At 55.5% G+C, this 21798-nt stretch carries 21 protein-coding genes; 11 read left to right on the top strand and 10 right to left on the bottom strand.

The features are described from left to right. Nucleotides 1–43: 43 nt before the first annotated feature. A complete protein-coding gene (locus RUDLU_RS0119290) occupies nt 44–1243 on the bottom strand; it encodes an N-acetylmuramoyl-L-alanine amidase (protein ID WP_019990063.1) in 1200 nt (399 codons plus the stop codon). Nucleotides 1244–1372: 129 nt separating this feature from the next. Next, the gene (locus RUDLU_RS0119285) at nt 1373–1792 is read right to left on the bottom strand and encodes a DoxX family protein (protein WP_019990062.1); all 420 of its coding nucleotides are present in this window, start codon (nt 1790–1792) and stop codon (nt 1373–1375) included. A gap of 161 nt (nt 1793–1953) precedes the next feature. Between RUDLU_RS0119285 and RUDLU_RS30055 the strand changes: the two genes are divergently transcribed. From RUDLU_RS30055 to mtgA, 5 genes are all read left to right on the top strand, one after another. Further along, a complete protein-coding gene (locus tag RUDLU_RS30055) occupies nt 1954–2106 on the top strand; it encodes a hypothetical protein (RefSeq protein ID WP_019990061.1) in 153 nt (50 codons plus the stop codon). Between the two features lie 13 nt (nt 2107–2119). Next, complete coding sequence (locus RUDLU_RS0119275; RefSeq protein WP_019990060.1) at nt 2120–2578, top strand: GNAT family N-acetyltransferase; 459 nt, start codon at nt 2120–2122, stop codon at nt 2576–2578. A 51-nt stretch (nt 2579–2629) separates the two neighbouring features. Then, nucleotides 2630–3295, top strand: a complete 666-nt coding sequence (locus RUDLU_RS0119270) for a Rossmann-fold NAD(P)-binding domain-containing protein (RefSeq protein ID WP_019990059.1) — start codon at nt 2630–2632, stop codon at nt 3293–3295. 3 nt (nt 3296–3298) lie between these two features. Then, nucleotides 3299–4414 carry a radical SAM family heme chaperone HemW gene (gene hemW, locus RUDLU_RS0119265; RefSeq protein WP_019990058.1) on the top strand — a complete coding sequence of 372 codons (1116 nt, stop codon included), beginning with the start codon at nt 3299–3301 and terminating at the stop codon, nt 4412–4414. 85 nt (nt 4415–4499) lie between these two features. Continuing rightward, a complete protein-coding gene (mtgA, locus tag RUDLU_RS27805) occupies nt 4500–5360 on the top strand; it encodes a monofunctional biosynthetic peptidoglycan transglycosylase (protein ID WP_019990057.1) in 861 nt (286 codons plus the stop codon). A 269-nt stretch (nt 5361–5629) separates the two neighbouring features. Here mtgA and RUDLU_RS0119250 read toward each other — a convergent pair whose 3' ends face one another. The 4 genes from RUDLU_RS0119250 to RUDLU_RS0119235 form a co-directional block, all read right to left on the bottom strand. After that, a complete protein-coding gene (locus RUDLU_RS0119250) occupies nt 5630–5962 on the bottom strand; it encodes an MGMT family protein (protein WP_019990055.1) in 333 nt (110 codons plus the stop codon). Nucleotides 5963–6117: 155 nt separating this feature from the next. Further along, the gene (locus RUDLU_RS0119245; protein ID WP_019990054.1) at nt 6118–6696 is read right to left on the bottom strand and encodes a DUF3109 family protein; all 579 of its coding nucleotides are present in this window, start codon (nt 6694–6696) and stop codon (nt 6118–6120) included. Nucleotides 6697–6843: 147 nt separating this feature from the next. Continuing rightward, nucleotides 6844–9105: a lytic transglycosylase domain-containing protein gene (locus tag RUDLU_RS0119240; protein WP_019990053.1), complete on the bottom strand. Its 2262-nt coding sequence runs from the start codon at nt 9103–9105 to the stop codon at nt 6844–6846. A gap of 2 nt (nt 9106–9107) precedes the next feature. After that, a complete protein-coding gene (locus RUDLU_RS0119235) occupies nt 9108–9749 on the bottom strand; it encodes an O-methyltransferase (RefSeq protein WP_019990052.1) in 642 nt (213 codons plus the stop codon). A 314-nt stretch (nt 9750–10063) separates the two neighbouring features. On the opposite strand from RUDLU_RS0119235, the gene RUDLU_RS27800 reads away from it, so the two are divergent. From RUDLU_RS27800 to RUDLU_RS27785, 4 genes are all read left to right on the top strand, one after another. After that, on the top strand, nt 10064–11485 hold the full coding sequence (locus RUDLU_RS27800) for an FG-GAP repeat protein (protein ID WP_019990051.1): 1422 nt from the start codon (nt 10064–10066) through the stop codon (nt 11483–11485). A gap of 6 nt (nt 11486–11491) precedes the next feature. Beyond that, the gene (locus RUDLU_RS27795; protein ID WP_019990050.1) at nt 11492–12910 is read left to right on the top strand and encodes an FG-GAP repeat protein; all 1419 of its coding nucleotides are present in this window, start codon (nt 11492–11494) and stop codon (nt 12908–12910) included. Nucleotides 12911–13060: 150 nt separating this feature from the next. Further along, nucleotides 13061–14485: an FG-GAP repeat protein gene (locus tag RUDLU_RS27790; RefSeq protein ID WP_019990049.1), complete on the top strand. Its 1425-nt coding sequence runs from the start codon at nt 13061–13063 to the stop codon at nt 14483–14485. Between the two features lie 133 nt (nt 14486–14618). Continuing rightward, the gene (locus RUDLU_RS27785) at nt 14619–16037 is read left to right on the top strand and encodes an FG-GAP repeat protein (RefSeq protein WP_019990048.1); all 1419 of its coding nucleotides are present in this window, start codon (nt 14619–14621) and stop codon (nt 16035–16037) included. 66 nt (nt 16038–16103) lie between these two features. Here the strand turns inward: RUDLU_RS27785 and RUDLU_RS0119210 are convergent, their stop codons facing one another. The 4 genes from RUDLU_RS0119210 to dtd form a co-directional block, all read right to left on the bottom strand. Further along, the gene (locus tag RUDLU_RS0119210; RefSeq protein WP_019990047.1) at nt 16104–16724 is read right to left on the bottom strand and encodes a DJ-1/PfpI family protein; all 621 of its coding nucleotides are present in this window, start codon (nt 16722–16724) and stop codon (nt 16104–16106) included. Between the two features lie 114 nt (nt 16725–16838). Beyond that, entirely contained in the window at nt 16839–17336 is a 498-nt protein-coding gene (locus RUDLU_RS0119205; RefSeq protein ID WP_027303217.1) for a peptide deformylase, read from the bottom strand. Nucleotides 17337–17412: 76 nt separating this feature from the next. Beyond that, on the bottom strand, nt 17413–18366 hold the full coding sequence (locus RUDLU_RS0119200; protein ID WP_019990045.1) for a threonine ammonia-lyase: 954 nt from the start codon (nt 18364–18366) through the stop codon (nt 17413–17415). Next, nucleotides 18363–18815 carry a D-aminoacyl-tRNA deacylase gene (dtd, locus tag RUDLU_RS0119195; RefSeq protein WP_019990044.1) on the bottom strand — a complete coding sequence of 151 codons (453 nt, stop codon included), beginning with the start codon at nt 18813–18815 and terminating at the stop codon, nt 18363–18365. Before dtd ends, RUDLU_RS0119200 begins: the two co-directional genes overlap by 4 nt. Before the next feature lie 134 nt (nt 18816–18949). Between dtd and RUDLU_RS27780 the strand changes: the two genes are divergently transcribed. Beyond that, a complete protein-coding gene (locus tag RUDLU_RS27780; protein WP_019990043.1) occupies nt 18950–19693 on the top strand; it encodes a hypothetical protein in 744 nt (247 codons plus the stop codon). 394 nt (nt 19694–20087) lie between these two features. After that, nucleotides 20088–21782 carry a DUF4331 domain-containing protein gene (locus RUDLU_RS0119185; protein WP_019990042.1) on the top strand — a complete coding sequence of 565 codons (1695 nt, stop codon included), beginning with the start codon at nt 20088–20090 and terminating at the stop codon, nt 21780–21782. Nucleotides 21783–21798 lie beyond the last annotated feature (16 nt).

The raw sequence follows: 21798 nt of genomic DNA, 5'->3' as shown, positions 1-21798 counted from the left end.
TACAGCGATGTCATCTCTTCAAACGAGATGACATCGCTGTAATTTAACGAATCCCCTTTCGGATACCGGTAGCAATGGCCCGCGCCATGCGTTTGCGGAAGCGCGGGTCAACAATGAGCTGCTCATCGGCGGAGTTACTCAAAAATGGCCCCTCCACCAGCACGTTGGGGTACTCAGTGGGTGTATTGAAAAAGAAATTGAAGTGCCCCACATTGCCAAATTCAGGCATTTTTTCGCCCGGAATACCTGTTTTCACCCGCAACAACTCCCGCAGCATCACCTGACTCAGCGGCCGAAACCCCAGGTGCTTGTAGTACGTACTCATGCCCCGTACCGCCCGGATCCCCGACGCATTGAAGTGAATACTCACCAACAGGTCGGGCATGAGCTGCCGCATCGCCCGAAGCCGGGCCGTTGGGCCTATGTTGGTGTCGGTATCGCGGGTCATGATTACCCGCACGCCTTTACGCGTGAGAAGGTCGCGTACCTGTCGGGCTACATCAAGGGTCATGTCTTTTTCGAGCACGCCCGTTTCCAGCCCACGCGCCCCGGTATTACTGCCGCCATGTCCGGCATCGACGGCAACCGTCATGCCGCGCAGCCGGGGTTTCGCAGGCCCCCGCCGAACCCGCATGGTCAGGGTATTTTTGGCGTAACCTAAACTGTACCCCCAGCTCCGTGGCTTTTTCAGGGTCACATGAACGCGCAGGATTTCGTCGGCAAGCTGCTCAAACCATACATCTCGGATAACCCCAGCCGATTCGCGTTGGGTTATCCAGTTAGTGTTGCTGGTGACGCCAAACAAGTCTACAATAAGGTGACCATCGGCCAGGAGTTGCCCCCGGTACGGAAGCCGCGCCGGGAGCCGAATCGCCAATACATCGTTGCCGGGCAACGCAGCATCGCCCGAAACCGTCCAGTTACCCGTCAGGCCACCGGTTGGGTAGCGGGCCGTGGTATCGATACGTACCTGCTCAACCGGCAAAAACCCCGACAGCGACGGGGCCAATCGAACTCGCCAGAAACGCCCCGACGAGTCGAGCCCAGTCAGGTTAAGCACCACGGCCGAATCGAGGGTTTCCATGCGTGCCCCACCCAGCCGGTCGGTACCGAGTCCGTAGTAAAGCGGGGTCAGTTCGGAGCGGGTGAAGCCGGTCAGCAGGGTGTCGCGCACGGTGGGGGTTTGTGCCCAGAGCAAGGCGGGCAGCAAATACAAGCACAGACCCGTAACAAATGGTTTCATGAAGCGAATCTCACTGCTGGACATTAGATGTTGGACATTAGACGTTAGGCCTCGATCTATAAAAGTAGTAAGTCTAACGTCCAGTGTCTGAAGTCCGAATGTCCAGTGCTGAAAAAGTAAATAAAACGTTTAACGGTGGCCCAGCCGAGCATCAATACTGTACGCACCAGCCCCATTGAACGCCAAAAACAAAGTGACTACCAGCAGGTTGGCCGACGGATACGAATTCTCGTACGTGTCGGCTATGAATACGTGACCCAGCAAGAGCGCCACCAGAAAGTTAAACGCCACCACCAGAGCCACCGGACGAGTCCAAAGGCCGAGTATCAGCAATATTCCGCCCAAAAACTCGGTGTAGGCCGACACGACTGCCCCCGGCCCCGGAAATGGAAACCCGAGCGTAGTCAGGTAGTTAGTAAATTCGGTTAGTTTGGCCGGATCACTCATGTAAGGCCACGCCGACAGCACCAGTTGCAACCCAAATGCCAGCCGGAGCAGCAACACACCAAAATCACGAAACCGTGATAAAGAATACAGAGAAGAGAGCATAGTGTACAAGATTAGGGTCTTTAGGCCATTTACGACGTGATTTTACTACCAAATCCTTATAAATTTAGAAACAGTCTAAACTAAAATAAATCTCTATTACGTTTATGGAGTAAATACAGACCCCTAATGCCTAGCCGGGCTGTTCCAATTTAAAACCATCCATGATTGAAGACGTTTGCCCCTCGGCCACACCGGGGCCATTTGCCCAAAGTTACGTTACCGAAAACCGGCTGGCGGGCGTCGATTGCGTGCTGAAAAAATGCTGCAAGAAATACAAGAAAGGCAAACGATGTAAGAAGTGCCCCGACCGGTAGCTTATTTTGCGCTATGACACTTCGCTACGAATGGCATACCGACCCGTTGCCCCCTGCGCTTGCGGCCGAACTCGCACAACTCATTGCCCAAATTTTTGGCGACCAATCGCCCGAACAGGTTGCTGCCGAACTGGATTACCAACAGGCGCGTACCCCACTTTGGGTCGGGCTGGCGTTTGATGGCCCCGTACTTGTTGGCTACAAAATCGGGTATGAGCGCAAACCGGGGCATTTTTACAGTTGGCTCGGCGGAGTACTACCGGCCTACCGGGGACAGGGCATTGCCTCGGCACTCATGACGGAGCAGCACAACTGGTGCCGCCAACAGGGCTACCATACCCTACGCACCCAAACATACAATAGGTGGCGTTCGATGCTGATCCTAAACCTGCGGCACGGGTTCGACATTGTTGGAACGGTGCAGGGTACACGCGGACTGACCCTTGTGCTCGAAAAGAAGCTGACTAATTAACTGAATAGTGGTTGTCAATCTGTACATTTGAATAACAACCCACTGTTCATCATGAAACTGAAAGCAATTATCACAGGTGCCACGGGCATGGTTGGCGAAGGTGTTCTGCACGAATGCCTGCTCCACCCCGACGTTGAGCACGTTCTGGTCGTCGGGCGAAAAGCCTGCGGGGTTAGCCACCCCAAACTAAAGGAATTACTGGTACCCGACTTTTTCGATCTCTCGGCCGTAGAAGCCGACCTACGCGGGTACAACGCCTGTTTCTTTTGTCTCGGCACCTCGTCGCTCGGCATGAGCGAGCACGATTTTTACAAAATTACCTACACGCTCACCCTCAATTTTGCCCAAACCCTGAGCGAACTCAACCCCGACATGACGTTCTGTTACGTGTCGGGGGCAGGCACCGACAGTACCGAAAAGGGCCGTACCATGTGGGCGCGCGTGAAAGGCAAAACCGAAAACGATCTGATGAAACTGCCCTTCCGGCAGGTCTACAACTTCCGGCCGGGCTACATTCAGCCCACCGAAGGACTCAAAAACACCCTCCCCTATTACAAATACCTGAGCTGGCTGTACCCAGCCTTTCGGGTGCTGTTTGCCAACTACGTATGCACGCTGAAAGAGATCGGTTTGGCCATGATTCACTGCGCTGGAAACGGGCAGCAAAAAACGGTTGTTGAGGTAAAAGGGATCAAAGCCCTCGCCAGTCAGTCGTAACGAATGCATCTGTACCTCCATATTCCGTTTTGTAAGCAGGCCTGCCACTACTGCGATTTTCATTTCAGCACCAACCTGAGCCGAAAAGACGCGATGGTGGAGGCTATCCGAACCGAAATAGGCCTGCAAGCCACCTATTTACCCCCCTCCGAACTGCAAACCGTGTATTTCGGAGGGGGTACTCCCTCGTTACTGACCGAAGCCGAACTGGCCCGTTTGTTCGACACGATTCATGGGCGGTTTAGCATAGCCCCCGATGCCGAAATTACGCTTGAAGCTAACCCCGACGACCTGACGCCCGCCAAACTGACCATGCTCCGGCGGTACGTGAACCGGCTCAGTATTGGTATCCAAACGTTTAGCGAGGAGGCTCTGCGCTGGATGAACCGCGCCCACAATGCCGCCGAAGCTGAGCAATGTGTACGGCTGGCCCGCGAGGCTGGTTTCGACAATCTCAGTATCGACCTGATCTACGGCATTCCGCTTTTCAGCGTCTGGCAGTACGACCTCGACCGCGCCCTGTCGCTGAACGTTCCGCACCTATCAGCGTATGCACTCACCATTGAACCCGATACGGCATTTGGCCGCTGGACACAGAAAGGCAAACTCCCGGCTCTCGACGAAGGCCTGGCCGCCGACCATTTCGAGCAACTCACCCAAACGCTTGCTGGTGCAGGCTACGAGCACTACGAGATTTCGAATTTTGCCAAACCCGGCCATTACGCCCGGCACAATACGGCCTACTGGCAGCAACGCCCGTACCTGGGCGTGGGGCCAAGTGCGCACTCGTACAATGGCCATAGCCGACAGTTCAACGTGGCCAACAATGCGCTGTATCTGCGGGCAATCGAAGCCGGTGAGCTACCCGCCGAAACCGAAACCCTGACCCCGGCCGACCGGGTCAACGAGTATCTGCTGACGGGCCTACGCACCCAGTGGGGCTGCTCGCTGACCGAACTGAGCCAACTCACAGGAGGTGATTTTGAGCAACAACAGGCCTCGGCCCTGGGCGAGTTATACGAACAACAATGGCTACAAAAAGCCGACGGTTTTCTCCGGCTCACGCAGGCGGGCAAGCTCTTTGCCGACCGGGTAGCGGCCAGTCTGTTTGTAGATTAACTCATTTTCTGGCCCACATACAGCTTTTTTTAGCATTTTCGCGTTTATGCTACACCGGTACGTTGCTGGTGTACCTCAAAAACCCATGTCTGAAAATCGCCCGCGCAACAGCAACGCCAACCGCCAACCCGATGCCTCGTACTCGGCCATGGGCTCAACGGGTTCACGCAATACGGCCTCGGCGGGCACGGGGCGCGCCAACACAGGCGGGTCGGCCTGGGCGCAGGGGCGTCGGTTTTTGCGGGAGCACCCGTGGGTGGGCAAACTCTACCGGATAGCCGCCCAACTCGCGCTGTACCTCTTTCTGTTTTCGATCGGCTGGGTGATTGTGCTCAAGTGGGTACCCGTCTGGGTGACTCCGCTGGTGGTGTCGCGGTGGTGGGATACCCTCGGCACCGACCAAAGCAGCCGGGTGTATAAAGACTGGACTTCGTACGAAAACATCAGCAAAGAAGCCGCCCTGGCGGTAGTTGCCTCCGAAGATCAGGCCTTTCCGTACCATTGGGGCTTCGACTTCGACGAAATTCAGGATGCCATCAAGGAAAACCAACGGCGCAAACGCCCACGGGGAGCCAGTACCATTTCGCAACAGGTAGCCAAAAACGTGTTTCTCTGGAACGGCCGGAGCTACATTCGGAAAGGGCTTGAAGTGTACTTCACCGTACTGATTGAACTGGTGTGGGGCAAAAAACGGATTCTGGAAGTGTACCTGAACGTAGCCGAAACAGGCCCCATGACATTTGGCGTGGAAGCGGCCAGTCAACGCTATTACGACCACCCGGCTAAGTCGCTCTCCCGCGACGAAGCCGCCCGGATTGCGGCCGTACTGCCCAATCCGATCCGGTTCTCAATTGCCAACCCTTCCAACTACATCCAACGCCGAACCCGGCAAATTTCCCGGCAAATGCGTGCCCTCGGCGGGCAGAAATACGTCCGGAATCTGTAGCAATCGGGCAAGTTAAAGGCTTGTCGTTTTGGGGTGAGAGCAGTTGATACTCTGGCTGTTAACCTAACATAAATTATGGAAAATTTGTATTACAACCAGCTGTTCAACAAATGATGGCTGACGCAAGGGCCTTCGACAGGCTCAACCGCACGCGGTCCGGGCTGACTGGGGCTCTCAAGCATAATGTCAGCCTGAGCCTGTCGAAGGCCCTTGCGTCAGCCATTATGCATAATGCACGTTAATTCACCGCGAATCGCTCCACCATCCGTTTACAAAGTCAACTCCTCGGTGGGGTCCCACAGGCGGGTTTTGAAATCGGTGATTCGGTCGTCGGAGACCAGGACACCTTCGGCCTCCAGAAGCTCCTGCATCCGGGTGGGGCTACCAAAGAAATGTTTACCCGACAAAATGCCTAGCCGGTTTACAACGCGGTGCGCGGGTACATCGGGGCGGGTATGGCTGGCATTCATGGCCCAGCCCACCATTCGGGCACCGGCCCGCAAACTCAGATACCGCGCAATGGCTCCATAGGTCGTCACACGGCCAAGCGGCACCTGCCGCACCACCTCGTACACATCCTCAAAGTAATCGCGCTGTTGCATGGTTACAGGTATCAGTGAACAACGAACAGTAAACAACGATCAACGAACAACGAACAGTGAGCAACCAATAGTGGACAACCAACAATGATCAATTATCAACGAACAGTCATGAGTGAGCAGTGCTTGTTAACTGTTCGTTGTTCGTTGATAATTGTTCACTGCTCGTCGTTCGTTGTTCCTTCGATTTCGGCTACCAGCTCGGCATACCAGGCTTCGCCGTAGGCCCGAATCAGGGCTTCGCGGACGAATTTGTAAACAGGCACGTTCAGCTCTTTACCAAGTCCGCAGGCCGGGCTGCAAATAGGCCACCGGTCGTAGTTGAGAGCATGATACTGATCGTACTTGGTCACCCGAATCGGGTACAGGTGGCACGAAATCGGCTTTTTCCAATCGACTTTGCCATCATTGTAGGCATCTTCGATCCCGCATTTCAGGATTCCCTTATCGTTCCAGGTGGCAAACACACACTCTCGCCCGCCCACGGTCGTCGTCACAAACCCCCCTTCACCGTCGGGCTCGTACAAACCCTGTTTTTCGATAGCGGCAATGCCTTCGGGCGAGAGGTAAGGCTTTACCTTCGGGTAAATGCGTTGCAGAATGTGCAGTTCGTCGGCTTCGAGGGGGGCCCCCAAATCGCCTTCAACACAGCAGGCCCCCTTGCATTTGTCAAGGTTGCAAACGAAGAACTTATCGGCAATGTCATCGCTGATGACCGTATTCTCAATCAGAATCATGCTTTTCTGAGAAGTGAGGAGAGAGGAGTTAGAAGATAGGAGTGAGGAGTGAGGAGTTGCTGACGCACGAGTAATGCTGACGCGTCAGCAACTCCTCACTCCTATCTTCTCACTCCTCTCTTCTCGCTCCTCACTCCTATCTCCTTTTTACTTAACTATTTTAATCTTTTGTCCTTCCTTAACCGTCACATCGGTCAGGCCGTTCCACTCCTGAATCTGCTCGATAGTCACGTTGTACAGCTTCGAGATTCGGAACATGGTCTGCCCTTTTTCAACGGTGTGGTAAATCGTTTCCGACCGGGGCTGCGTGGCCGTCGGCGCTGAGGTATTGAGGGGCCGCCCTGCCGGGAAGCCCTGCGGCACGTTGCGTACCGTAAGCGATTGCCCTACCGACAGTTTGTCTTCCAACGTCAGGTTATTGGCAGCCAGCAGATCGTCAATAGACACCCCGTAGAGTTTCGAAATGCTATAATAGGTCTGTCCTGGCTCAACGGAGTGAGTCATAGTACGGCCGCCAGCCGTTGTTGTCGGCCGATTGGCGGGAGCGGGCCGGGTAGCCGGAGCAGCGGGGCGCGTGTTGCCAGCCGTTCGGTCGGTCGGTACGGTCGCCGGGCGCGTGTTGGGCGGCAAAGTCGGCTCATTGCCCGTCACCTCGTACCCTCCCTGCCGATTCGCCTTCGTAGGCACGGAAGGCAGCAGGTCGTTATCTTCGTCGGGCTCAGAGGCCGGGGTAGCTGGTTTCACCGTCACAGTACGCGAACCGCCATTACCGCCGTTGGGGCTGGGGGGCGTTATGGGCCGCGTGTTCGATACCACCGGGCGGTCGGCCGGAGGGGTAGCCGGGCGAGATGCTGGCCGCGATGCCGTTGAGCTACCGTTGCCCGTTTCGGGGGGCGTGGTGGTGGTAGCGGGTACATTTTCACCCCCAAACTTGGGCGTGTACAGTTTGCGTTCCGACGGGTTACGCGGAATATTGTCGCTGTTGACCGGGCGGGAGGGCGCCGTACTGCCATTGCCTGAGGCCGCTACATCGGGCCGAGTGGATGGCGTAGCGGGCGTGGGGTCGTACACGGGGGGCGTCGGGACGTTGATGATTTCGACCGGACGGTTGCGGGGCCGACGTTCGCGGAGCCACATCACCCGGCCAACCTGAAGCCGCTGTACCCGGTCGAGCCGGTTGTATTTCAGCAGGTGTTTCAGCCGGATGCCGTACCGCTGCGAAATGCTCCGGGTGGTTTCGCCCTCGCGGGTAGTATGAAACGGCACCAGCGCTTTTTTACGCTTTTTGGCCAGATAATACACCTCACCGGGCTCAATCGGCATTTTTTCGGTCAGATCGTTATACCGCAAGAAGCTGGAATAGCTCACCTTCGCTTTACGAGCCAGGGTACCGGCATTATCGCCAGCCTGTGCCTGAATGCCCGGTAAGCCATTGATTTCGTACAGGATAGGGTCGGCCTGACTACGTACGCCTAAGGTCACTTTTTTCAGTACCGGAAAACCTACATCGTTTTGGAGAAAGTCGGGGGTCTTCTTGTCCGAAACCGCTACCACCCGCTGCCGTACTTCATTGATCTGATTGCTCGGTACCGGAATCATCACCGTGTACGCCTTGTCGGACGGAATACTGGCGCCCAGAATCCAGCGGTTGTACGTCAGCAGATCATCGGTATTAACCTGTACCCCCTGTGCGCCCAAGTCGGTCACAATCTGCTGAACCGTTTTCCCGCCCCCGTTTGGGTACTCGATCAGGGCCACCGCGTTTTTGGTCTGATAAGAAGGCAGGGCGTTTTCGACCGCAATTTTATGGGCCAGAAACCGCAGAATGTACCGGTCCGTTGACCCCGACAAGGCTATTTCCTTCGCGTACGACCAGTCGGGCGGAATCAATTTGCTGATACCTCCCGCGCCGAGGTAAAACGAAAACAGCGACGACACCCAGTTGTTAAACTGCGTATTGCTTTTCTTCAGATAGGTAGCCGCCCCGCGTGTGGAGCCGGTGATGCTCTTGCGCTCGTCGATCTCATCATCTACGCGCATCCCGTTGATCAGGGCTGTTTCGCGCTTGAATTGCCAGAATCCAACTGCCTGCGACGACGACACGGCATCGGGCGTGAGCGAGCTCTCCTGTACGGCAAGGTATTTAAAATCGGTCGGGACGTCTTCGTCGGTCAGGATGGCCTCGATGATCGGGAAGTAGAGTACCACCCGGTCGAGTTTGGCATTCCAGTACTGCCGATTGGCGTACAGGGCGTTGATGTCCTGCTGAATGAGTCGGCGGGCCTCTTCATCGAGCTGAATCGAGATTCCGGCAAACTCGGTACGGGGCGGCACCGACGGAACAGCGGGCGGCTGGGCCACAGCCAGAGTACTGACAAAAACAACAAGGAGGGTTAGCAGCTTTTTCATAGTTATTTTTTCATCATCATCATGACTCCGTCGCGCACAGGCAGCAGCACATTTTCAACACGGGGGTCATCCTGAACTTTTTGGTTGAAGGCCATCACAGCCAGGGTGTCTTTGTCCGACGGTTTCACGGGCTGCACCACCTTCCCGCTCCACAACACGTTGTCGGCCATGATGATACCGCCTGGCCGTACCTTGTCTATTACCAGATCAAGGTACACCGAGTAGCCTATTTTATCAGCATCAATAAACACCAGATCAAACGTATCGGTCAGGGAGGGAATCAGGTCGGCGGCATTGCCAATGAGCAGGTCGATTTTGTCGGCTAAGGGCGACTCCCGCCAGAAATCGCGGATCATGTCTTCCAGCTCTTCGTTTTTCTCGATGGTAATCAGGCGACCATCGTCGGTCAGGCCCTCAGCCAGACACAGGGCCGAGTAACCGGTATAGGTACCGATTTCGAGAATCCGGCGGGGGCGCATCATGTGGGCAAACAACGACAACATGCGCCCCTGAAAATGCCCCGACAACATACGGGGATGCAGTACCTTGGCATGGGTTTGGCGATTGAGCCGACGAAGCAACTCGCTTTCGGGCGAGGTATGGGCGTCGGCATAAGCCGTTAAATCAGGTGGTAAAAAATCCATTCGAGGTAGTACGCTTACTCCTGCAAGGGGGTAATAACGGACGGAGGTTTTAGTAAAAGTACTGTTTTCTGCTAAACGAGCCACAACCGAAGCGATTGTGTGGCGTAAAAAAACTCGGATTTACCGGCCGGAACCGAGCCGCTTCGGAGTGAGACTGGAACGGCTAAACAAGGTCATTTCGGTAGACAGGTGCACTTCAACTACCCGGCCTATCATTGCTGGGCAGGCCGCTGAGGCATAACCTTTTAGTAACTCGCCCACCAACCCAGCTTTCAGAATGAGTACCTTCGTTCTGCACAATCAACCTACTGAGCATGAAGCATATCTTCTTATTCCTCTCCTTTCTGTGGCTGGCTCTACCGTTCTACACCCACGCCCAGATCGGCTTGGGGGGCCAGCCGCACCCCTCGGCCGCACTCGACCTCAAAAGCCCCGCCAACGACAAGGTGTTTTATCCCACCCGGCTCACCACCGCCCAGCGCCTGGCAGTACCCAACCCGCAAGCCGGTGCTTTGGTGTATGATCTGGACAAAGGCACGCTGTACCTGCACGACGGACAAAACTGGTTTCCACTGGCTCCTACTACCTCGGGGCAGCTACCGCCCATTGACCGCACCGCGAGCGACGGAGCCGCCAACGACCAGTTTGGCCTTAGTGTGGCTATTTCGGGCGATTACGCTATCGTCGGGGCTTTGGGCGACGATGTTGGGAGCACAATCGATCAGGGTTCGGCCTACATCTTTGTTCGGACAGGCAATAGCTGGGTGCAGCAAGCCAAACTGGTGGCAAGCGATGGTGCCACAAACGACTATTTTGGCTACAGCGTGGCTATTGCGGGCGACTATGCCCTTGTCGGAGCCTATTCCGATAACGTCGGGATCAATAGCGGACAGGGCTCGGATTATGTCTTCATGCGGTCGGGCGATGAATGGATACAACAAGCTAAACTCACCGCAACCGACGGAGCCCCAAACGATGAGTTTGGTTTCAGCGTCTCCATAGCTGGTGATTATGCGGTTATCGGAGCCTCTGCCGATGACAATGGCAGCAATACCAATCAGGGTTCAGCCTACGTTTTCGTGCGCTCGGGTACGACCTGGAGCCAGCAAGCCAAACTCACCGCGGGCGACGGTGCCATCAACGACTTTTTTGGCACCAGCGTGGCCATATCGGGCACGTACATCGTGGTGGGAGCCCCGTATGGAGGTGGTGCGAGCAGCCCAAGCCAGGGAGCTGCGTACGTTTTCCTAAGGTCGGGTACGACCTGGAGCCAACAAGCCAAACTAACTGCCAGCGACGGAACAGCCGACGATCAATTTGGCGTCAGTGTCGCCCTCGCGGGCGATTACGCTCTGGTTGGGGCATATTATGATGACCCAGGTGGACTTACCGAAGCTGGATCAGCTTATGTATTTATCCGGTCGGGAAGTACATGGACGCAGCAAGCCAAACTGACTAACAGTAACCCCGCCAGTGGCCACCTCTTCGGATTCAGCGTGGCTCTCTCGGGTAATTACGCCCTCGTCAGCGCGTATGGCGAAAATACGTTTCAGGGGACATCCACCCTTTTTGTACGGTCGGGAACGACCTGGAGCCGAGTTCGAAAAGTGACCGATTCCAGCCCGAGCAACACCTTTAACGGAATTTCGGTGAGCCTCTCCAACGGCACGTTCATCATCGGGGCATCGAATTTTCGAAGCGCACAGGGCAAGGTTAGCTTTGGTACCATTGACTGAAAACCCATGAAAAACCTCTTCACTCTTCTCTCCTTCCTTCTGGCTCTGCCACTTGCTACCCACGCCCAAATCGGCATGGGGGGCCAACCGCACTCCTCGGCCGTACTCGATCTCAAAAGCCCCGCCAACGACCGGGCCTTTTACCCGCCCCGGCTCACCACCGCCCAACGACTGGCGATCGTGAACCCGCAGGCAGGGGCCTTCGTGTTCGACCTCGACAAAGGTGCTTTCTATTACCACGACGGGCAAAACTGGGTTCCGCTGGCCCCCACCTCCCCCAATTATTTACCACCGATCGACCGCACGGCGAGCGACGGGACCGAATACGCTGGGTTCGGCACCAGTGTAGCCATTTCAGGCGATTACGCCATTGTGGGAGCCCCTAACAGCCCGGTTAGCAGCAATCTGACCCAGGGGGCGGCTTACATTTTTATCAGGTCGGGCAATAGCTGGACTCAGCAAGCGAAACTGACGGCGTCGGATGGGGCCGCGAGCGATCAGTTCGGCTATAGCGTGGCCATTTCGGGCGATTATGCCGTTGTAGGAGCCAATAACGACGCCATCGGCAGCAACAACGGGCAGGGCTCAGCGTATATCTTTATGCGCTCAGGCGATAGCTGGATTCAGCAGGCCAAACTGACGGCGTCGGACGGGGCGGCAAGCGATAACTTTGGCTATAGCGTGTCTATTTCGGGCAGCTACGCCATGATTGGAGCCCGCGGAGACGACATTGGCAGCAACGTCGATCAGGGCTCTGCCTACGTTTTTATGCGGTCGAATACGAGCTGGAACCAGCAAGCCAAATTGCTGGCAGGCGATGGAACGGCCAACGACTTTTTCGGTACCAGTGTTGCTATATCGAACGCCTACATGCTGGCCGGGGCTTCGAACGGAGGTGGCCCGAGTAGTGCCACTCAGGGAGCCGCTTACGTTTTCTTTCGATCGGGGAGCACCTATGTGGAGCAAGCTAAACTGGTAGCAAACGATGGCACAACAGGCGACGCCTTTGGCATCAGCGTAGCCACTACGGGCGATTATGCTGTCGTGGGGGCCAACTACAGTAGTCCGGGGAGCGTTAACGATGCAGGAGCGGCCTATGTATTTATCCGGTCGGGAAGCAGTTGGGCCCAGCAAGTCAAATTGACCAAAAGCGACCCCGCCGTTGGCGACTTCCTGGGCACCAGCGTGGCACTATCGGGTAACTATGCCCTTATTGGAGCCAGTGGAGACAATGTTTTTCAGGGTTCAGCCACCCTTTTTGTCCGATCAGGCACGCTCTGGAGCCAGGTTCGAACGGTAACCGACTTTAGTGCATCCGGCACATCCAATGGCAAATCGGTCGGGCTTTCCAACGGCACCTTTATCATCGGTGGACCGGGTTTCAAGTTCAGTCAGGGTAAGGTTGGCTTTGGCACGATTGATTAAATTAACTGCGCCAAAATGCACCATTCAGATAGCATGTATCTGATTTTTAGGTTAGTATATTGAGACAAATAAACTACAAACGAATGTACAGTTGCCTGCATTTGTTGTACGCCAGCGGTTAAATTCGCTCTCTTTACTAACCACCTTCACATGACGTACTTATACTCTTGCCTGACCGGCTTACTGCTGTGTCTGGCCCTTAGCGCCCGTGCCCAGATCGGTATGGGGGGGCAGCCACACTCCTCAGCCGTACTCGATCTCAAAAGCCCCGCCAACGACAAAGCTTTTTATCCGCCCCGGCTCACTACCGCCCAACGACTGGCCATCACAAACCCACAGATTGGGGCACTGGTCTTCGACCTTGACAAAGGCACCCTTTACCTCCACGATGGCCAAAACTGGCTTCCGCTGGCAACCACGAGCAACAACAACCTCGCTCCCATTGATCGCCTGGCAAGCGACGGGGCCAAGGGGGATGTCTTTGGGGTCAGGGTGATGCTATCGGGCGACTACGCCATTGTCGGGGCCAGTGGCGCCGATATTGGCTCCAACGTCAATCAGGGAGCAGCGTACATCTTTGTACGGTCGGGAAGTACGTGGATTCAACAAGCCAAACTCACCGCAAACGACGGAGCCGCTGGAGACGTTTTTGGGGTTAGTGTAGCCATTGCGGGTGACTATGCCATCGTCGGAGCGCGATCAGACGATATTGGGGCCAACATCGACCAGGGATCAGTCTATGTTTTCGTTCGATCGGGCACCACCTGGACACAGCAGGCCAAACTGACCGCGGGCGACGGAACCACCGACGACAAGTTTGGCCACGCCGTTGCAATTTCGGGTGATTATGTTCTTGTGAGCGCCCCTAGCGACGATATTGAGGCTAATGCCGATGCGGGCTCCGCGTACATTTTTATACGCTCGGGGGCAACCTGGACCCAACAAGCCAAACTCACCGCAAGCGACGGAGCCGCCAACGACCAATTTGGCTCGAGCGCAGCCATATCAGGTGATTACGCCATCGTCGGAGCAAACTTCGATGACATTAACGCCAATACCGATCAGGGATCGGCCTACGTCTTTGTTCGGTCGGGCACCACCTGGACGCAGCAGGTTAAACTCACCGCAGGCGATGGCGATTTGGCTGATAACTTTGGATACAGCGTGGCCATTTCGGGCGATTATGCGGTGATTGGTGCCTATACCGACGATATCAACAGCAATCGCGATCAGGGGTCGGCCTACGTCTTTGTCAGGTCGGGGGGCAGTTGGGCGCAACAGGCTAAACTAACCGCTGTTACCGGTGGAGCTGTCTCCGATCTTTTCGGTGGAAGCGTAGGCATTTCGGGTGATTACGCTCTAATCGGTGCTTTCGGTATGAATACATATCAAGGTTCAGCGTATCTATTTGTACGGTCAGGCACCAGTTGGAATCAGGTCCGTAAGATAGTCGACAACACCTCTGCTCTAACTTTTAATGGGTACTCAGTGAGCATTAGCAACGGTGTATTCATTATTGGTGCGTATGGCTTTCAGAATAATCAGAGCAAGGTTGGCTTTGGCACGATTGACTAGACTAATCCATTCAGATAGTATTTAGCCTATTGTAAGGTTAACAAAACAAAGCAAATAGAACACATACGAATATTCGTTTTACTGCTTTTGCTCTACTTCAAATACTACATTCGTTCTCTTTAACCACCTTCACATGACGTACTTATACTCTTGCCTGACCGGCTTACTGCTGTGTCTGGTCCTCACCTCTCATGCCCAGATTGGCATAGGTGGACAGCCGCACTCTTCGGCCGCGCTTGATCTCAAAAGCCCCACCAACGACAAAGCCTTTTACCCACCCCGGCTCACCACTACCCAACGGCTGGCCATCGTAAACCCACAAACAGGGGCACTGGTCTTCGACCTTGACAAGGGTACCCTCTACCTCCACGATGGCCAAAACTGGGTTCCGCTGGCCACTACAAGCAACACCAACCTCGCTCCCATTGATCGTCTGGCAAATGACGGAGCACGGGGCGACCTTTTTGGGTTCAGTGTGGCTATTGAGGGTGATTACGCGATCATTGGCGCGGCTTACGACGACGTGACACACGTCAATCAAGGATCAGCCTATGTCTTTATTCGATCAGGAAACAACTGGGTACAACAAGCTAAACTGACGGCCAGCGACGGAGCCTCAAACGATCTGTTCGGGGTCAGCGTGGCCATTTCGGGTAACTATGTTATTGTTGGAGCACGAACAGACGATATAGACGCCAACACCGACCAAGGGGCCGCCTACGTTTTCGTTCGGTCTGGTACCACATGGACTCAGCAGGCCAAACTGACGGCTAGCGACGGAGCCTCAAACGATCAGTTTGGTACTAGTGTTGCCATATCGGGCGATTACGTCACTATCGGAGCGCACTTGGACGATATTGGCCCAAACACTGACCAAGGATCAGCGTACATCTTTGTGCGTTCAGGAACCTCCTGGACCCAACAAACCAAACTGACCGCGAGCGACGGAACATCAAACGATTATTTTGGCAGCTGTGTATCCATAATGGGCGATTATAGCATAATAGGCGCTCCTCTTAGTGAAATTGGCACCAGCGAATACCAGGGCGGAGCCTACATCTTTACACGGTCAGGCACCGCTTGGTCCCTACAAACTAAACTGATCGCAAACGATGGGGCAGGTAATGACAACTTTGGTATACAGGTGGCTATTACGGGCGATTATTGTGTAGTTGGAGCAATGGGCAACGATGTTAATAGTAAACGAGATCAGGGGGCCGCGTACATTTTTATCCGATCAGGCAGTAACTGGACTCAGCAAGCTAAGCTGACGGCCATCGATGGGATCGCTGATGATCTTTTTGGGAGCAGCGTCTCCATCGATGGCGATTATGCACTTATTGGGGCCTACGGCATTAACGCGTATCAGGGGGCCGCTTACATTTTTGTCCGATCAGGCACTACGTGGCGTCAGTTACGAAGAGTCAATGACAACAGTCCAACCAATACGTTCAACGGCATTTCAGTCAGCATTAGCAATGGCACGTTTATTATTGGTGGGTATGGCTTTCAGGGTGGCCAGGGCAAGGTTGGCTTTGGCACGGTCGATTAAACGGCATCCGCACTGGGCCAATCTCGGCACGAAGCGGATGCCGTGGGCTAACTGATTCGCCCGGAATCATTGCCAGTAATCGTACTGCATGTACCGCGCTGTTTCGACTGACTCCGTATGGCCGAACAGTTTGCTTACTACATAGAGCGATGCGTCGATACCGGCTGATATTCCCGCCGAGGTGATAATCTTCCCGTTATCGACCCAGCGCTCGGTGGGGCGCAGCTCGGTGTTTGGCGCGGCTTCGCGCATACCCTCTATCGCTTTGTAATGCGTAGTCGCAGCCAGCCCGTCGAGCAATCCGGCTTTACCGAGAATAAACGAACCTGTACAAACCGACAGCACCAGCTCGGCCCGTTCGGCCTGCCGTTTCACCCAGGCCAGAATCGTCGGGTTATGCATTTCGCGCCGGGTGCCGTAGCGCGTGCCGTCGGGGTGAATCCCGCCCCCGCCCGGAACCACGAGGACATCGGCCTGCGGATGGTCGTCGAGCAGATACGTGGGCGTAATGCAGAGCCCATTACGGGCGTACACCGGACCGCGCTCGGCTACGGTAAACACCCGAAAAGGTGGCTCCGAAAAACGCGTTTGGCCTGATTGACGGCCCGTTACGCCGAACACTTCAAACGGCCCGGCAAAGTCGAGCACTTCAATTTCGTTGAATAACAGAATGGCTACGTGACGCATGGTGGAAAGAGCAAATGAGTGAAAGAGTGAATGAGTGAATGAGCGAAAGAGCGGAATAGTGTTTGAAGGTGGGCACTCTTTCGCTCATTCACTCTTTCACTCTTTAAATCCTTCCTATCGCCAGCGGAAAGACTTGGCATCAATGGCGCGCATGGTGCAGAGAATCCCATCGAGGTGATCGTATTCGTGCTGAAGCAGCTCCGAAAAGTCGTCGGTAAGGTCCCAGGTTTGGGGTTGCCAATGCTCATCGAGGTACCGGATCGTGAGCGACTTATGCCGCTTGACCCGCACCAGCAAATGCGGAAAACTCATACAATCGTCCCACAACTCGAACTGCTCGTCGCTTAGGTTTTCGAGGACGGGGTTGATAAACACCACCGGCCCACGACCAACCGGCGGGGCTACGTTCATGTAGATCAGCCGCTTCATAATGCCCAACTGAGGGGCGGCTATGGCCCGACCAAAATTGTATTTTGCCCGGATCTCTTCCATCACGTTATGCAGATCGGCCACCCAACCCGCCACCAGCGGCAGTTCGTCGCGCTCCACGGGCGCACAGGTTTCGTACAGGCGCGGATCGCCCAGAAGCAATAAATCAGCAAGTGTTTTCACCATTTTTCGGTATCGGTTTACGGGAGTTATCAGGCAGATAATATCCCGTTATGGTTTAATTTCAGAATCAGACTTATCAATCAAAAAGCCAGTCCCGAATTTGTACGTCGGTCAGATTACCCCCGCAGATCACCGTCCCGACATGCCTGCCCCGAAACCGGTCGGGGTGTTCGAGAAGGGCCGCCACGCCCACCGCGCCCGACGGCTCAACCACCAGCCCCGCGTGCCGATGCAACAACTGCATGGCCTTCAGGATACCCGCTTCGGTCACCAGCAAGCCCTCGTCCACAGTCGCTTCCATGTCGGCGAGGGCCTGCGGTACCGGCACGCGCACCCCGATACCGTCGGCAATGGTCTGGATGTGGTCGTGAGCAACCAACCGTTTCTGCCACCACGACTCCAGCATGGCCGGGGCCCCTTCGGCCTGAACCGCCACGATGGATGTGTTGGGCCGAAGCGCCTTCAGAGCCGTGCCGATGCCGTTGATCAACGCGCCGTTACCAAGAGGCACGAGCAACGTATCGAGATTGTACGGCAACCGGGCCAGTTCGGTGCCGATGGTGCCCGCCCCCACGAGGGTTTCGAGATCGAGGCCGTCCTCCACAAACCGGTCGCCGGTACGTTGGGCTACGCGCCGGGCCTCGGCTTTGGCAGCATCGAAGTCATCTCCGTGCAGAATTACCTCCGCACCGAGCGTCCGCATCCGGCTCACCTTGAGCGGGTTGGCCGTCAGCCCGGCATACACCGTGAGGGGAATCTGGCGCTTGCGGGCCGTGTAGGCCATGGCCTGCCCGAAATTGCCCGCACTGGCGCACACCACCCGCCCGGTTGCGTGCCCTTGCATGAGCCAATCGGCACCCCGCCCTTTGAACGAGCGAATCGGGTTCTGGGTCTCGACCTTGAGCGTCAGCTCGCAGCCCAGCAACTCGCTCAGCGGTTCGCAAATGTACTGGGGCGACTGCCGGAAAACGGGGTCGATGCGGGGCTCGGCCGCCTGTATATCGGCCAGGGTCAGGCGGGGCGTGTTCATTGCCGGTTTTTCGAGTCGATGATGATCGTCACGGGGCCATCGTTGAGCAGAGCCACCTTCATATCGGCCCCAAACTCGCCCGTTTGTACGGGGTGGCCAAGGTCGGCCGAGAGCTGGGCAATCATGCGTTCGTAGAGCGGGATGGCCACGTCGGGTCGGGCCGCTTCGATAAAGCTCGGCCGGTTGCCTTTTTTGGTGCTGGCGTGCAGCGTAAACTGACTGATGAGCAGGATACTGCCGCCCACGGCCGCGAGGTCGAGGTTCATTTTGCCCGCTTCGTCGTTGAAAATCCGCATCCCGACAATCTTTTTGCTCAGCCACACCACGTCTTCGTCGGTGTCGGTATGGGTAATGCCCAGCAGGATCAGAAATCCGGTGTTGATCTGCCCTTTTACAGCCCCGTCGATGGTTACGGAAGCTTCGGACACGCGTTGGAGTACAGCAATCATACGGCAAGTTAAAATCAGGATACGCCGGGTGTGCAACGCACAAGACAATTTTCGCCCGATGCGCGCAAAAATGGGGTTTGCGTTGGCATTTGGGGTACACCTACCCGTAAATTGCCGACAAAATCACAACCACCATGCGCTATTTGTTTGCTTTACTCAGCCTGCTATCGCTCTCGGCACAGGCTCAGACAACCCCTACCCGAACCCTCCGCACCTACGAAGGCAGCGTAAACGACCGTTACCCGGTTTCGCTCACCCTCACCACGTACGATAACCTGGCCCACGGTACGCTGATTTACAAGCGGTCGGGCATCCCGATTCGGGTCGTCGGAACGGTCGACGGCAGCGATATTCTGCTGCATGAGTTTGACCCGAAAGCCACTGTCACGGGTATTTTCAACGGAAAAGCATCGGCCAAAGGGTATTTGGGTAGCTGGTTTCCGGCCAAAGAGAACGGCAAAGAACTCTCCTTTTCACTGACGCAGACAAGCACCCGCCCGGCCCCGGCCCCATCGGCTACCAGTTTGACGGGTACATACAGCTACAATTTCGGGAAGAACGAAGGAGCCCCGGTGGGTCAACTGCTGGTACAGCAACTGGGTACCGACAAGCTTGTCGTTTCGATGGATGCTAACCGGGGAGCCCCCTCCTACAACATGGCCATGATCGACAAAACCACGCTCAAACTGCGGGCCAATCAGGCAGTTTACAAGAGTACCGAATTCGGCAAATGCACGCTCAAGATCACCTTTTTTGAGGGTGGAGCCAGCATCGCCTACGTAGGTGAAGACTACGATTGCGGCTTCGGCAACGGAGCCTCTGTCAGCGGCAACTACGTAAAAACGAGCAGCAAGACGCCGAAGTTTGATAAAGAGTGAAAGAGCGAATGAGAGAAAGAGTGAATGAGAGAAAGAGTGAAAGAGCGAATGAGTGAATGAGTGCGGGCCGTGGACGGCAAAGAGCGAAATAGGTAACCAAGCTGCTGCCCCCTGAGGAGATGCCCCCACTCTTTCGCCCTTTCACTCTTTCTCTCTTTCGCTCTTTAAATATACCCCCCGATACTTTTTCGTGATTTATTACAAAATATTAGGTAAAAATTAAATTTTTATTGAGTGGGCAACATCTGAGATACCCGGTTTGGGAGTATGTATGGCGGTTCTGACCCAGAACCACCAGTCATGTTCAACACGTAAACACCTAAACAGTATGCGTATCTCTCCCACGCGACTGGGACAGTTGAGAAGATTTATTCTCAGTTGTGCCTTACTACTGATGGGCGTTAGCGGCTATGCCTCCAGCCACCGCGAAGCTCCCCTCATCTCAAACGACCCGTTGGCCGACAACACCGACGTGTACGCGTTTAAAAGTCCCGATGATCCGAATACGATCACAATTATTGCCAATTACATCCCGTTTGAGTCGCCCGAAGGTGGCCCAAACTATTACAACTTCGGTGAGAACATCCGGTACGAGATTCACGTAAAAAACAACCCCAACACACCGGGCGACGACATTACGTACCGTTTCACCTTCACGAAGGTCAACGAAGACCCCACCACGTTTTTCAACATCCGGTTGGGTAAGCAGAACCTCAAAACGACCTATCGTTGCGAGAAAAGCACCGACGGTGGCCGTACGTTCCAGACTATCGTGATGAACGGCATTGTGCCGGCTTACAACATCGGGCCCCGCTCTATCGAGAATGGCACCGTAGGTCTGGGCAAACCGTACGAGACCCTGCGCCAGGAGGCTATTCTGCGGGCTACCACGGGTGAGCAGGTATTCTGCGGCCCCGCCGATGACCCGTTCTTCGTAGACCTGGCAGGCGCATTCGACCTGGGTAACTTCCGGCCGGATGGTAACGGGGTCAACAAGCCCAAAGACGCCGTAGCTCGCTACAACTGCCACACCATTGCCCTCAAAATTCCGGTCAATATGTTGCAGAAAGACGGCAAGTCGGTCAATCAGGCCAGCAACATCCTCGACCCCGATTTTGTGATCGGTGTGTGGGCTTCGTCGAGCCGCCGGATGATCCGCACCCTGTTTGAAGGGGGCGATGTAGGCGTTGATGGCGACTGGATTCAGGTATCACGTCTGGGCATGCCGCTGACCAACGAAGCTGTGATTCCGGTAGGCATGAAAGACCGCTGGAATGCCCTGACGCCTTACAATGGCAACGACCTCCAGTTTGCCAAGTATTTCACCAACCCCGAACTGGCTCTCTACATGGACGACGCGAAGTTTGGTGGTGCAGTACCATCGCTCCGGGGTCTGCGGATTCAGTCGAAGTCACTTGGCTCATTCGATTTCCGCAATGATCGGCCGGGTCTGTTCGGTCTGAAAGGCAATGCCGCCCTCAACGGCACGGCTTTGGCCGAGTCGGCATTTGGTGGTCTGCTGCTGCCCGATGCGGCCAGCCCCCGCGCGGTCGACCTGCTGCCCATCTTCTACACGGGTGTACCTAACCTGCGTCCCTACCAGCTCGCAACCGGTAAAAACGGCAACCCACTCGCCAGTGGTAAGCCGTTCATCCACAACTTCCTGCCCACGCTGGGCGACATGCTCCGGCTCAACATGGCCGTACCCGCTACCCCACGCAACGATCCTAAGTTCAGCTCGTTGGGTCTGGTGCAGGCAGCCGTACTGGGTCTGACCGATCCGATGTACACCAACCCGAATCTCCAGTTTATTCCGAACATGGACGGTTTCCCCAACGGACGCCGGCTGGAAGACGACGTAACGACCATCTCGCTGCAAGCGGTAGGTGGGGTGGTACTGGCCGCCGTTGGTTTGTGGTACGACGACTTCACACCCGGCACCAGCCCAAGCCCTGTAACGCAGAATCTGGTCAACGTACTGACCTTCAACGCGGGTGTCACCAAAAACGACACCACCCTGCGGGCTACGTTCCCCTACGTGCAGACGCCCTGGAGAGGTTTCGACTATAAAGTTCAGGCACGCCAGTAAGGCACGATCACTATTC

Origin of the sequence: Rudanella lutea DSM 19387 (genome assembly GCF_000383955.1) — a bacterium.
GTDB lineage: Bacteria > Bacteroidota > Bacteroidia > Cytophagales > Spirosomataceae > Rudanella > Rudanella lutea.
The sequence above is the reverse complement of the archived record's forward strand: the minus strand, read 5'-3'. Positions and strand labels throughout refer to the sequence as shown.